Annotated in this window: 12 protein-coding genes; 6 read left to right on the top strand and 6 right to left on the bottom strand. The window is 66.9% G+C overall.

Going from position 1 to position 12,317, the window contains the following annotated elements; genetic code table 11:
* Window position 1 precedes the first annotated feature (1 nt).
* Complete coding sequence (locus ACPPVW_RS17705) at window positions 2–598, bottom strand: DUF3043 domain-containing protein (protein WP_426624373.1); 597 nt, start codon at window positions 596–598, stop codon at window positions 2–4.
* Window positions 599–640: 42 nt separating this feature from the next.
* Between ACPPVW_RS17705 and ACPPVW_RS17700 the strand changes: the two genes are divergently transcribed.
* The 5 genes from ACPPVW_RS17700 (at window position 641) to ACPPVW_RS17680 (ending at window position 5,774) form a co-directional block, all read left to right on the top strand.
* Window positions 641–2,077 (top strand): dipeptidase, encoded by a 1,437-nt coding sequence (locus tag ACPPVW_RS17700; RefSeq protein ID WP_426624372.1) that lies wholly within the window; start codon window positions 641–643, stop codon window positions 2,075–2,077.
* Window positions 2,078–2,182: 105 nt separating this feature from the next.
* Window positions 2,183–2,539 carry an iron-sulfur cluster insertion protein ErpA gene (gene erpA, locus ACPPVW_RS17695; protein WP_426624371.1) on the top strand — a complete coding sequence of 119 codons (357 nt, stop codon included), beginning with the start codon at window positions 2,183–2,185 and terminating at the stop codon, window positions 2,537–2,539.
* 143 nt (window positions 2,540–2,682) lie between these two features.
* Window positions 2,683–3,570, top strand: a complete 888-nt coding sequence (coxB, locus tag ACPPVW_RS17690; RefSeq protein WP_426624370.1) for a cytochrome c oxidase subunit II — start codon at window positions 2,683–2,685, stop codon at window positions 3,568–3,570.
* Window positions 3,571–3,595: 25 nt separating this feature from the next.
* Window positions 3,596–5,347: a cytochrome c oxidase subunit I gene (ctaD, locus tag ACPPVW_RS17685; protein ID WP_426624369.1), complete on the top strand. Its 1,752-nt coding sequence runs from the start codon at window positions 3,596–3,598 to the stop codon at window positions 5,345–5,347.
* A 4-nt stretch (window positions 5,348–5,351) separates the two neighbouring features.
* A complete protein-coding gene (locus ACPPVW_RS17680) occupies window positions 5,352–5,774 on the top strand; it encodes a cytochrome c oxidase subunit 4 (protein WP_426624368.1) in 423 nt (140 codons plus the stop codon).
* Window positions 5,775–5,926: 152 nt separating this feature from the next.
* On the opposite strand, the gene ACPPVW_RS17675 is transcribed toward ACPPVW_RS17680, so the two are convergent.
* The 5 genes from ACPPVW_RS17675 to ACPPVW_RS17655 all read right to left on the bottom strand — a co-directional run bounded on the left by ACPPVW_RS17675 (window position 5,927) and on the right by ACPPVW_RS17655 (window position 11,096).
* Window positions 5,927–6,739, bottom strand: a complete 813-nt coding sequence (locus ACPPVW_RS17675; RefSeq protein ID WP_426624367.1) for a methyltransferase domain-containing protein — start codon at window positions 6,737–6,739, stop codon at window positions 5,927–5,929.
* Between the two features lie 102 nt (window positions 6,740–6,841).
* Window positions 6,842–8,461: a cytochrome b gene (locus ACPPVW_RS17670; RefSeq protein ID WP_426624366.1), complete on the bottom strand. Its 1,620-nt coding sequence runs from the start codon at window positions 8,459–8,461 to the stop codon at window positions 6,842–6,844.
* Window positions 8,458–9,531 (bottom strand): Rieske 2Fe-2S domain-containing protein, encoded by a 1,074-nt coding sequence (locus ACPPVW_RS17665; protein WP_426624365.1) that lies wholly within the window; start codon window positions 9,529–9,531, stop codon window positions 8,458–8,460. The genes ACPPVW_RS17670 and ACPPVW_RS17665 overlap by 4 nt, the downstream gene beginning before the upstream one ends.
* A 44-nt stretch (window positions 9,532–9,575) precedes the next feature.
* A complete protein-coding gene (locus tag ACPPVW_RS17660) occupies window positions 9,576–10,427 on the bottom strand; it encodes a c-type cytochrome (protein ID WP_426624364.1) in 852 nt (283 codons plus the stop codon).
* A gap of 24 nt (window positions 10,428–10,451) precedes the next feature.
* The gene (locus tag ACPPVW_RS17655; protein ID WP_426624363.1) at window positions 10,452–11,096 is read right to left on the bottom strand and encodes a cytochrome c oxidase subunit 3; all 645 of its coding nucleotides are present in this window, start codon (window positions 11,094–11,096) and stop codon (window positions 10,452–10,454) included.
* A 132-nt stretch (window positions 11,097–11,228) separates the two neighbouring features.
* Between ACPPVW_RS17655 and trpD the strand changes: the two genes are divergently transcribed.
* Window positions 11,229–12,278, top strand: a complete 1,050-nt coding sequence (gene trpD, locus ACPPVW_RS17650; protein WP_426624362.1) for an anthranilate phosphoribosyltransferase — start codon at window positions 11,229–11,231, stop codon at window positions 12,276–12,278.
* Window positions 12,279–12,317: the final 39 nt, after the last annotated feature.

Genomic DNA, 12,317 nt, shown 5'->3' with positions numbered 1-12,317 from the left:
GTCAGCTGGGGTAGTGGCCGCGCTTGACCTGCGGCTTCGGCAGGCGCATGACGCGCAGCTGCAGCGCGCGCATGGCGGAGTACCACTTGAGCCCGCGCTCGACCTTGGTCTTGCCGAACTTGTCGCCGACCTTCTTGGTGACCAGGAAGCCGAGGACGATGCAGTCGATGACGGCGATCAGGAAGAACGCCCACAGCGCGACCAGGCCCCACAGCTGCATGAACGGCCACGGCAGGAAGCTGAGCACGATGACCAGCAGCATGATGGGGATGAGGAACTCGCCGATGCTGAAGCGGGCGTCCACATAGTCGCGCACGTAGCGCCGCTGCGGGCCGCGGTCGCGCGCGGTCAGGTAGCGCTCGTCGCCCGCTGCCATCCCGACGCGGGCCTTCTCGCGCGCCTCGGCCTGCTTCGTGCGCGCTGCGCGAGCGGCCTCTTTGCGGTCGGTGGGCACCAGGGGCCGCTTGCGGGCGGCCTCCTGCTCACGACGGGTGGGCGTGGGGGCGCCCTTGCCCTGCATGAGCCGGGCCTCGGTCTCTTCGGGGGTCTCGGCGGCGTGCGTCTCCGCCTCTGCCGCCGGGTTCTGTCGTTTCGCCAACGCTTGCGCCTTCGTTTCAGGGGTCCGTTTAAGATTACCCGCATGACAGACTCCCAGCAGACTCCTTCCGGCCGAATCGCAGACGGGGTGACCGACACCGCGGAAGCGCGCGTCCGGGCCGCCGTCGAGACTGGCCTGCCCGCCACGATCGCCGAGCTCTCGCGCCTGGTGCGCATCCCATCGGTCTCGTGGGCGGCCTACGACCCCGCGAACGTGCGCGCGAGCGCCGACGCGGTCGCCGAGCTGCTGCGCGAGACGGGCGCGTTCGACAGCGTGCAGGTGAAGCAGGCGCCGATCTCGGGCGAGACCCTGGGGCAGCCGGCCGTGCTGGCGACCCGCGCCGCGAAGAACGGTCGCCCGACCGTGCTGCTCTACGCCCACCACGACGTGCAGCCGCAGGGCGACGCCGCGAACTGGGACACCCCTCCGTTCGAGCCGACGGTGCGCGGCGACCGGCTCTACGGCCGGGGGTCCGCCGACGACAAGGCCGGCGTGATGTCGCACGTGGCGAGCGTTCGCGCTTTGGTGGAGGCGCTCGGTCCCGGCTTCGACCTCGGCCTCGCGGTCTTCATCGAGGGCGAGGAGGAGTACGGATCGCGCTCGTTCGCGAACTTCCTCCAGGAGAACAAGGCGGCCCTGGCGGCGGACGTCATCGTGGTCGCCGACTCGGACAACGTCGACGTCGACACGCCCGCCCTCACGGTGTCGCTGCGCGGGAACGTGACCTTCAAGCTCACGGTCTCCACGCTGGAGCACGCCTCGCACTCCGGGATGTACGGGGGAGCGGCGCCCGATGCCATGCTGGCCCTCGTCGCCCTGCTGGCGACGCTGCACGACGAGAACGGTTCGGTCGCCGTCGAGGGCCTGCGCTCGCACGACGACGCGGCGGAGCCGCCGGCGCTCAGCGAGGAGAAGTTCCACGAGGCGGCCGCACTGCTGCCGGGCGTCACGCCGATCGGGACAGGCCCGATCCTGTCACGGATGTGGTCGCAGCCGACGGTGACGATCACCGGCATCGACGCGCCGAGCGTCGTCGACGCCTCCAACACCCTCCTCCCCAGCGTGGCCGTGCGCCTGAGCGCACGCGTCGCGCCGGGGCAGCCCGCCGCGGAGGCCTACGCGGCGCTGGAGCGCCACCTGCGCAAGCACGCGCCCTTCGGCGCCCACGTCGAGATCAGCGACGTCGACACCGGGGACGCGTTCCTGGTCGACACGGCCGGCTGGGCCGCGACGGAGGCGAAACAGGCGATGGCCGACGCATGGGGGAAGGACGCCGTCGAGACCGGCGTCGGCGGGTCGATCCCCTTCATCGCCGACCTGGTGCGCGAGTTCCCGGAGGCGCAGATCCTGGTGACCGGAGTCGAGGACCCGGATACCCGCGCGCACAGCCCGAACGAGTCGCTGCACCTGGGGGTGTTCAAGCGGGCGATTCTCGCGGAGGCCCTGCTGCTGGCCCGCCTGGATCGTCGGGAGAGCTGAGCGTCGCCCGGGCGATCGGGCGCTGCTGAGCGATCTCACTCCAAAGGGACGTAGAATCGACGCAGATTTCGCATTCGAACTCTCGACCTACGTGTGAGGAGCCCCATGACCGACACAGCGCTGAGCGCGACCAAGGCCCACGGCGTCGGCCTGACCGACAACGCCGCAGGCAAGGTCAAGAGCCTGCTCGAGCAGGAGGGCCGAGACGACCTGCGCCTGCGCGTCGCCGTGCAGCCCGGCGGCTGCTCCGGCCTGATCTACCAGCTGTACTTCGACGAGCGCATGCTCGACGGGGACGCCACGGTGGACTTCGACGGGGTCGAGGTCATCGTCGACAAGATGAGCGTGCCCTACCTGGACGGCGCCACGATCGACTTCGAGGACACCATCCAGAAGCAGGGATTCACCATCGACAACCCCAACGCGACGGGCTCGTGCGCGTGCGGAGACTCGTTCCACTGAGCCTTCCATAGCACAGAAACACGTCAGGGCCGCCCCGTGTGGGCGGCCCTTTGTGTTCGAAACCGAGTGTCCGGCGGAGTAGGGTAGATAACGCCACATACAGTTGCATGTGAACTGTCCTTGAGTCTCTCGAAAGGTCACCGGTGCGTCACAATCGCCGTCTCCGATGGGCTGCAATTCCGATCGCAGCGACACTCGCTATCGTCCTCGCGGGCTGCACGCAGGCCCAGCTCCATGGCTTCCTGCCGGGCTTCGTCGAGGGTCAGCAGCCCGTCACGAACCACACTGAGCGCATCAGTGGCCTCTGGGTGACCAGCTGGATCGTCCTCCTCATCGTGGGCATCGTCGTGTGGGGCCTGATCCTCTGGGCGATCATCGTCTACCGGCGTCGCAAGGGACAGACCGGCCTCCCGGTGCAGTTGCGCTACAACATGCCGATCGAGATCTTCTACACGATCGTGCCGCTCATCCTGGTGCTCGGCTTCTTCGCCTTCACCGCGCGCGACCAAAACGCCATCGAAGAGCCCTACGCGCACCCCGACCTCAAGATCCAGGTCTACGCCAAGCAGTGGGCATGGGACTTCAACTATGTCACCGACAACGTCTACGACCCGGGAATCCAGGCGCAGCCCGACGACACGAACGCTACGCCGGGTTCGGTCCAGGAGGGCCGGATCCCGACGCTCTACCTTCCCGAGAACAAGAAGGTCACGGTCCAGCTCGACTCCCGCGACGTGATCCACTCGTTCTGGGTGCCCGCCTTCCTCTACAAGAAGGACGTCATCCCGGGCAAGACCAACTACATGTACTTCTCGACTACCGGCCGCACGGGAACGTTCGTCGGCAAGTGCGCCGAGCTGTGCGGCGAGTACCATTCGGCGATGCTCTTCAACGTGAAGATCGTCTCGCAGAGCGAGTACGATGCGCACATCCAGTCCCTCCGCGACAAGGGCTTCGAGGGTCAGCTGGGGTCGGAGTTCGACCGCAACAACAACCTGCCCGGCAACGGTGCCCCCACGGGCAACGAGTGATTCTGGCAACGAGTAGGACAGACGCATGACGACGACAGCACCGGCGCCGGGAGCGACCACCGCTCCTGCCGCTCCGAAGCCCACGCTCCTCACCGCGAACGGGGTGGAGCGCAAGGGCAACATCCTCGTGAACTACATCACGTCGACTGACCACAAGACGATCGGGTACATGTACCTCATCTCGTCGTTCATCTACTTCCTGGTCGGCGGCGTGATGGCGCTGATCATCCGCGCCCAGCTGTTCGAGCCGGGCCTGGAGGTCGTGCAGACCAAGGAGCAGTACAACCAGCTGTTCACCATGCACGGCACGATCATGCTGCTCATGTTCGCGACTCCGCTGTTCGCCGGGTTCGCCAACGTGCTCATGCCGCTGCAGATCGGCGCGCCCGATGTCGCGTTCCCGCGTCTGAACGCGCTGGCGTACTGGTTCTACTCGTTCGGCTCGCTGATCGCGGTCGCCGGCTTCCTGACCCCACAGGGCGCGGCGTCGTTCGGCTGGTTCGCGTACGCGCCACTGTCGAGTACGACGTTCTCACCCGGCGTCGGGGGCAATCTCTGGGTCGTCGGGCTCGGCCTGTCGGGCTTCGGCACGATCCTCGGTGCGGTGAACTTCATCACCACCGTCATCACGATGCGCGCCCCCGGCATGACCATGTTCCGCATGCCGATCTTCACCTGGAACATCCTGGTCACGTCGATCCTCGTGCTCATGGCGTTCCCGGTCCTGGCCGCCGCGCTCTTCGCGCTCGCCGCCGACCGTGTGTTCGGCGCGCATATCTACGACGCCGCCAACGGCGGGGCGCTGCTCTGGCAGCATCTGTTCTGGTTCTTCGGCCATCCGGAGGTCTACATCATCGCGCTGCCGTTCTTCGGCATCGTGTCCGAGATCTTCCCCGTGTTCAGCCGCAAGCCGATCTTCGGTTACAAGACCCTGATCTACGCGACGATCTCGATCGCCGCGCTGTCGGTCACCGTGTGGGCGCACCACATGTACGTGACCGGCTCGGTCCTGCTGCCCTGGTTCTCGCTGATGACGATGCTCATCGCCGTTCCGACCGGTGTGAAGATCTTCAACTGGCTCGGCACGATGTGGCGGGGCTCGCTGACCTTCGAGTCGCCGATGCTGTGGTCGATCGGCTTCCTCATCACGTTCACCTTCGGTGGTCTGACCGGTGTCATCCTCGCGTCGCCGCCGCTCGACTTCCACGTGTCCGACACGTACTTCGTCGTCGCGCACTTCCACTACGTCGTGTTCGGAACCGTCGTGTTCGCGATGTTCGCCGGGTTCTATTTCTGGTGGCCCAAGTGGACGGGCAAGATGCTCAACGACCGGCTGGGCAAGTGGCACTTCTGGCTGCTCTTCATCGGCTTCCACACGACCTTCCTCATCCAGCACTGGCTGGGCGTCGTCGGCATGCCCAGACGGTACGCGACCTACCTTCCGTCCGACGGCTTCACGTGGATGAATCAGGTCTCCTCGATCGGTGCGGGCATCCTCGCCGTCTCGATGATCCCGTTCTTCGTCAACGTCTACCTCACGGCGCGCAATGCGCCCAAGGTCACGGTCAACGACCCGTGGGGCTATGGCCGTTCGCTCGAGTGGGCGACCTCGTGCCCGCCGCCGCGGCACAACTTCACGTCCATCCCGCGCATCCGCTCGGAGTCGCCTGCGTTCGACCTGAACCACCCCGAGGCCGGCATCCCGATCGGCGTCGGCGGTGGCAAAGACGCCCCGGACGCCCCTGTGCTCGACGTTGCAGACAGCAAGGTGAAGTGAACCCATGAGAGCCAACGCAATCCTCTTCTGGATCCTCGCGGTCTTCTTCATCCTCTCGGCGATCGTCTACACGGTGTGGAGCCTGATCGACCCGATGCACCTGAAGGTCGAGTGGGTCGGCACTGTCGCGCTCACTCTGAGTGCCATCCTTTCCGCGTTCATCGCGTTCTACGTGGGGCGTTCGCATGCCTCGCAGGGTGGTGAACTGCCCGAGGACAGGCTCGACGCGAACATCGACGACGGCGATCCGGAGCTCGGTCACTTCGCTCCCTGGAGCTGGTGGCCCGTGGCCCTCGGCGCCGCCGCGGCGCTCGTCATGCTCGGCCTCGCGGTCGGCTTCTGGATCTGCTTCATCGGCGTGGCCTTCGCCGTCGTGTGCATCGTGGGCTGGGTCTACGAGTACTATCGGGGTTTCTTCGCCCGCTGAGCGCGCAACGCTCCCATCGAAAGGCCGTCTCCGTCTGGAGGCGGCCTTTCGGGGTCAGCGGCGACGCCGCGTTGGCGGGATAGTCATGACGATTGGCCCGAAAGGGTGGCGGCGAGTTCACATCCGTGACTGATGGGCGCCGGAGCGCATCGTCAGCGTGCGGTGAAGGTGAGGACGTCGACGGAGACCGTGGTCTCGTCGGTCGTCGCAGGAGCCGCGTCCGCATGGCGAGCCGATGGTCCCATGCCCGCCAGAGCGAGTCGGAGGGCGTCATCGAGCGCAAGTACGAAGCGGACGTGTTCGCGCGTCAGAGGGGCGTACAGGGCCTTGGCGGCTGCGATCACGTCGTCCGCCTTGTCGGCGGGTATGTCGAGCATGGCGCCGGATTCACGCAACGAAGCGAGGTGGTCGGCGCGCGGAACGACCACGGTGAGCACGCCTCCCGGCCGCAGAACTCGGTGGAACTCCGAGAGGTTGCGGGGCGCGAAGACGTCGAGCACGGCGTCCACGCTCTGCGATCGCAGCGGGAGCGGACGCCAGGTGTCGGCGACCAGGCCGTCGATGCTCGGCGACGACCGAACAGCACGGGTCACCGCAGCGGGGGAGAGGTCCATGGCGAGGCCGGTCACCTCCGGCGCCGTCGCAAGAACGGCACGCAGATAGTGGCCCGTTCCGGCGCCGGCATCGAGAACGCGTGCGCCCGCCGGGAGTGCTTCCGCCGCAGCCACGGCGTCGGCGATCGGTGAGTAGGCGCCGCTCTCGAGCACCGCGTCCCGCGCGTCGAGCATGTCGGCGCTGTCGCCGAAATGCTTGCTGCCGGCGCCGAGCAGGGACACGTAGCCGCGCTTGTTGACGTCGTGACGGTGCCCCTCGGCGCAGCCGAGCACGAGCCGGTCGACGGGCTCCAGGTCACGACCGCACGCGGGGCAGCGTAGCCAGGAGGAGAGACGGGTCAGATCGGCCACGGGCTGCTCCTCGATCGGTCGGTTGAGAATGCGGCAGGGGATACGCGAGAGCGCCGGTGCAGAAGCTGCACCGGCGCTCTCACAATGGACGGCGGGAATGGATCAGTAGTGTCCGTGGCCCGACTCGAGCTCGCCGCGGGTCGGCGGGACGAGACGGTCCTCGAAGAACCAGCGGGACAGACTCGCGCGCATCCGGGTGCCGGCCGTGATCTTGCCCCGTCTGTTCGGGCGGATCATCAGCGGCTCGTAGGCCTCGAAGCTCACCAGACGCCAGCGCTCGTAGTCGCTGAGCTGCTCGTGCACCTCGATGAACTCACCACCGGGCAGCTTCACGATGCGGCCGGTCTCGTAGCCGTGCAGTGCGATCGAGCGGTCCTTCTTCTGCAGCGCGAGGCAGACGCGCTTGGTGAGGAAGTAGGCGACGACAGGGCCGACGAACAGCAGGGCCTGGAGGGTGTGGATCACGCCCTCCATCGTCAGCAGGAAGTGCGTCGCGATGATGTCGGACGACGCCGCCGCCCAGAAGACCGCGTAAAACGTCACGCCGGCAGCGCCGATGGCGGTGCGGGTAGCCGCGTTGCGCGGACGGTCGAGGATGTGATGTTCGCGCTTGTCGCCGGTGATCCACGCCTCGATGAAGGGGTAGATCATCACGGTCACGATGAACAGACCGAGGATGACGACCGGCACGATGATGTTGAACGACCAGGTTCGGTCGAGCCAGACGAACTCCCAGCCCGGCGGAACGAGACGCAGGGCGCCGTCGGCGAAGCCGATGTACCAGTCGGGCTGGGTGCCGGCGGACACGGGGGAGGGATCGTAGGGACCGTAGTTCCAGATCGGGTTGATGGTGAAGAACGACGCGATGAGCGCGATGACACCGAACACGATGAAGAAGAAGCCGCCGGCCTTCGCGGCGTACACCGGGAGGACCGGGTAGCCGACGACGTTGCCCTGCGTGCGCCCGGGAGCGGCGTACTGCGTGTGCTTGTGGACGACCACGAACACCAGGTGCAGCGCGATGAACGCGACCACGAGCGCGGGAAGCAGCAGGATGTGCAACGTGTAGAGACGTCCGACGATCGCGGTGCCGGGGAACTCGCCGCCGAAGAGCAGGAACGAGGTCCAGGTGCCCACGACCGGGAGGCCCTTGATCAGGCCGTCGATGATGCGGAGGCCGTTGCCGGACAGCAGGTCGTCGGGGAGCGAGTAGCCGGTGAAGCCCTCGGCCATCGCGAGAATGAACAGCGTGAAGCCGATCACCCAGTTGAGCTCGCGCGGCTTGCGGAACGCACCCGTGAAGAAGATGCGGAGCATGTGCAGCCCGATCGCGGCCACGAACAGCAGTGCCGCCCAGTGGTGGATCTGACGCACGAGCAGGCCGCCGCGGAGCTCGAACGAGATGTTGAGCGTGGACTCCATCGCCGCGGACATGTGGATGCCCTTGAGCGGCACGAACGAGCCGTTGTAGACGACCTCGGCCATCGACGCCTGGAAGAAGAACGTCAGGAACGTTCCCGTCAGCAGGATGACGATGAAGCTGTAGAGGGCGACCTCACCGAGCAGGAACGACCAGTGATCCGGGAAGATCTTGCGGCCGAATTCCTTGACCGCGCCGGAGATGCTGGTGCGGTCCTCGATGTAGTTGGCGGCCGCTGCAGTGAAGCCGCCGCTCTTGACCGTGGTTTCTGCCGCAGGTGCTGCGGCGGTCGAGGTGCTCAATGACGCTCCCAGAAACTCGGGCCGACGGGCTCGTGGAAGTCGCTGCGGGCGACCAGGTAACCGTCGGCGTCAACGGTGATCGGCAGCTGCGGCAGTGGCCGCTTAGCCGGTCCGAAGATGACCTCTGCCTCGTGCGTGATGTCGAACTGCGACTGGTGGCACGGGCACAGCAGGTGGTGGGTCTGCTGCTCGTAGAGCGCCACGGGGCACCCTACGTGCGTGCAGATCTTGGAGTAGGCGACGATGCCGTCGTAGTTCCAGTTCTCGCGGCCCTGGGAGACGTGCAGGTCTTCGGGCTTGAGGCGCATGAGCAGCACGGCCGCCTTGGCCTTCTGCTCGAGCATGTCGGGAGCGTCGATCAGACCCTCCGGGATGACGTGAAAAGCGCTGCCCAGCGTGACGTCGGACGCCTTGATGGGCGTTCCGGAGGGGTCGCGCGTCAGGCGGATTCCCTTGGCCCACATGGTCTGCGAGAGCTCCTCGACCGGGTCGAGGTTCTGCGGTGCGAGGCCGCGGAAGAGGACGACCGCGGGCAGCGGGAAGGCGATCAGCGCGCCGATGAGGCTGTTGCGCACCAGGGTGCGGCGGTTGAAACCGGACTCCTCGTCTGCCTGGCGGAAGATTTCGGCAGCGCGCGCGGTGGTCTGTTCGGAGCCACGGACCGGGTGACGGAGGTCCACTCCCTCTTTCTCGTGCATGAGGGCTTTGCCCCAGTGCACGGCGCCGATGCCGATGGCGAGCAGGGCCAGGGTGACGCCGATGCCGATGAAAAGGTTGTTCAGGCGCACGGAGCCGGGGTCGCTGTCGTTGATCGGGAACGCCATGTAGGCGGCGACCGCCCACACGGAGCCCGCGATGGACAGATAGAACAGCGTGTAGACGGTGCGCTCGGCGCGCCGCTCCTTCTTGGGGTCGAGGTCGGTCACCCGGGGGCGGTGCGGCGGGAAACCGGGGTTCTCGACGGCGTCGCGGATGACCACCGCCGTTCCGGGGTCTCCGGTCCGGTGCACGTCGACGGCCGACGAACTGGCTGGCGTCAGCTCGTGACCGCCGTTCTCGTCCTGTGCCATTGTTCTCCTTCTTACGCTGTGCTTCTACAAGTACGACAGAACGGTCAGTTGGACTTCGCCGTGATCCACACGGTCAGGGCGACGATGGCGCCCAGGCCGAAGATCCAGAGGAAGAGTCCCTCGGCCACCGGGCCCAACGAGCCGAGCTCGAAGCCGCCGGGCGACGGGTTGTTCTGGATGTACTTGAGGTATGTGATGATGTCGGCCTTGCCCTGGGGCGAGATGTTCAGGTCGTTGAATACCGGCATGTTCTGCGGGCCGGTGACCATGGCCTCGTAGATGTGCTTGGCGCTGACACCGGTCAGCGGCGGGGCGAACTTGCCCTCCGTGAGTGCTCCACCCGCGCCGGCGACGTTGTGGCACATCGCGCAGTTGATGCGGAACAGCTCGGCGCCGGCAGCGGCGTCGCCCTTGCCGTCGAGGAACTTCTGCTCGGGGATCGAGGGGCCGGGGGCCAGCGACGCGACGTAGGCGGCGAGAGCCGCGACATCTGCGTCGCTGAACTGGACCGGCTTCTGCTCTGCCTGCGGCCCCTGCATCTGCATGGGCATGCGGCCGGTGCCGACCTGGAAGTCGACCGCGGCGGCGCCGACGCCGATGAGGTTGGGCGCATTGACCGTGCCCTGCGCGTCCATGCCGTGGCAGGTCGCGCAGTTGGCCTGGAAGAGCTTCTCGCCGTGTTCGATCGACGACGTGGAGGCCGTCTGTACCTGCGCCGGGTCGGCCGAGGCCGTGCTGGTGGTGAACGCGGCGTACGCGCCGCCGGTGAGGCCGAGGCCGATGGCGAGCAGCGCGACGGTGGCGAGCGGGTGGCGGCGACCGGTCTTGCGCGCTGCCTTGCTGCGGGCGGAGGCCGTGGCGCGGGACTTCTGGGTGCCGGGAACGCGGGGACGCATGAGGTGAGGTCAGCTCCTGTTGATCTATCGGATGATGTAGATGACCGCGAACAGTCCGATCCACACGACGTCGACGAAGTGCCAGTAGTACGACACGACGATGGCGCTCGTGGCCTCTTTGTGGCCGAAGGTCTTGACCGCGAACGCGCGGCCGATGACGAGCAGGAAGGCGATGAGGCCGCCGGTGACGTGAAGGGCGTGGAACCCGGTCGTCAGATAGAAGGCGGAGCCGTAGGCGTTGGCATCGAAGGAAATGCCCTCGGAGACGAGCGTGGCGTACTCGAGCACCTGGCCGGAGACGAAGATCGCGCCGAGCACGTACGAGAGCGCGAACCACTCGACCATGCCCCACCTCCAGAACTGGAAGACGCCGCCGGCGCGCCGGGGCTGGAGGCGCTCTGCGGCGAACACCCCGAACTGGCAGGTCACCGAGCTCAGCACCAGCACGATCGTGTTGGTGAGCGCGTACGGGACGTTGAGGTGCGCCGTCTCGGCGGCCCACAGATCGGGCGACGTCGACTTGAGCGTGAAGTAGATCGCGAACAGACCCGCGAAGAACATCACCTCGGAGCCGAGCCAGACGATCGTGCCGACGGCCACGACATTGGGCCGGTTGATCGCCGGCGCACTCGTTGCAGGAGAAATGGAGGTGCTCGTCACAGAACCCATTATGGCTGAAAAGAAGCCGTGGTTTTCTCACCTGAATGGCACGAATTCGCCTCGATTCGGATAAGGGCAGCTTTACACCTGGTACAAAGCCCCCGCTCCCCGTGGCGTGTCGCCTCCCAATAGGATCGCTGTATGACGGAAATGCAGTCCTGGTCGTCGGTTCTCACCTCGCTCCTCGCCCGTGAGGACCTCAGCGTGGCGGACGCGGCGTGGGCCATGGACCAGGTCATGTCGGGCGAGGCAACGGAGGCCCAGCTCGCCGGGTTCCTGATCGCGTTGCGCGCCAAGGGCGAGACCGTCGACGAGATCGTCGGCTTCCGCGATGCCATCCTCGACCACGCTGTCCCGCTGCCCGTCGACCCGATGGCCCTCGACATCGTGGGCACAGGCGGCGACCGCTTCGGCACCGTCAACGTCTCCACCACGGCCTCCATCGTGGCAGCCGCGTCCGGCGTGCCCGTGATCAAGCACGGCAACCGGGCGGCCAGTTCCTCTTCGGGGTCGTCCGACGTGCTCGCCGCTCTCGGGATCGATCTGACCCTGCCGCCCGAGCGGGTGGCCGACGTGCTGCGCCGAACAGGCATCACCTTCGCTTTCGCGAGCGCCTTCCACCCCGGCTTCGCCAACGCGGGCCCCGTGCGCTCGCAGCTCGGGGTGCCGACGGTGTTCAACTTCCTCGGTCCGCTGTGCAACCCGGCGCGCCCCGAGGCATCGGCCGTGGGCGTCGCGACCCTCGACCGCATCCCGCTCATCGTCGGCGTGTTCCAGACCCGTGGCGCGACCGCGCTGGTCTTCCGCGGCGACGACGGCCTCGACGAGCTGTCGACCACCGGCCACAGCCATGTCTGGGAGGTCTCCAGAGGCCTCGTCACCGAGCACGACATCGATCCGCGCGAGCTGGGCATCCCGCGCGCCAGGATCGACGACCTGCTCGGCAAGGACGCCGTGTACAACGCGGCTGTCGTGCGTGCCGTGCTCGCGGGCCAGGAGGGCCCCGTGCGTGACATCGTATTGCTCAACGCGGCGGCCGGGCTCGTGTCGTACGAGCTCGCGTCCGACCCGTCGAGGGTCCAGGAGTCCATCCTGGATCGGTTCCGTTCGCAAATGGCGGTCGCCGCCCAGGCGATCGACTCCGGGGCTGCGGCCGCGAAGCTCGAGGAATGGGTGGCGGCTACTCACTGATGTAGCAAGCACCGACAGCAAGTGGAAGGAAGGGTTTTC

Source organism: Leifsonia sp. McL0607, assembly GCF_049993355.1.
Taxonomy (GTDB): Bacteria; Actinomycetota; Actinomycetes; order Actinomycetales; family Microbacteriaceae; genus Leifsonia.
This window is presented reverse-complemented; position numbering and strand designations above follow the sequence as displayed.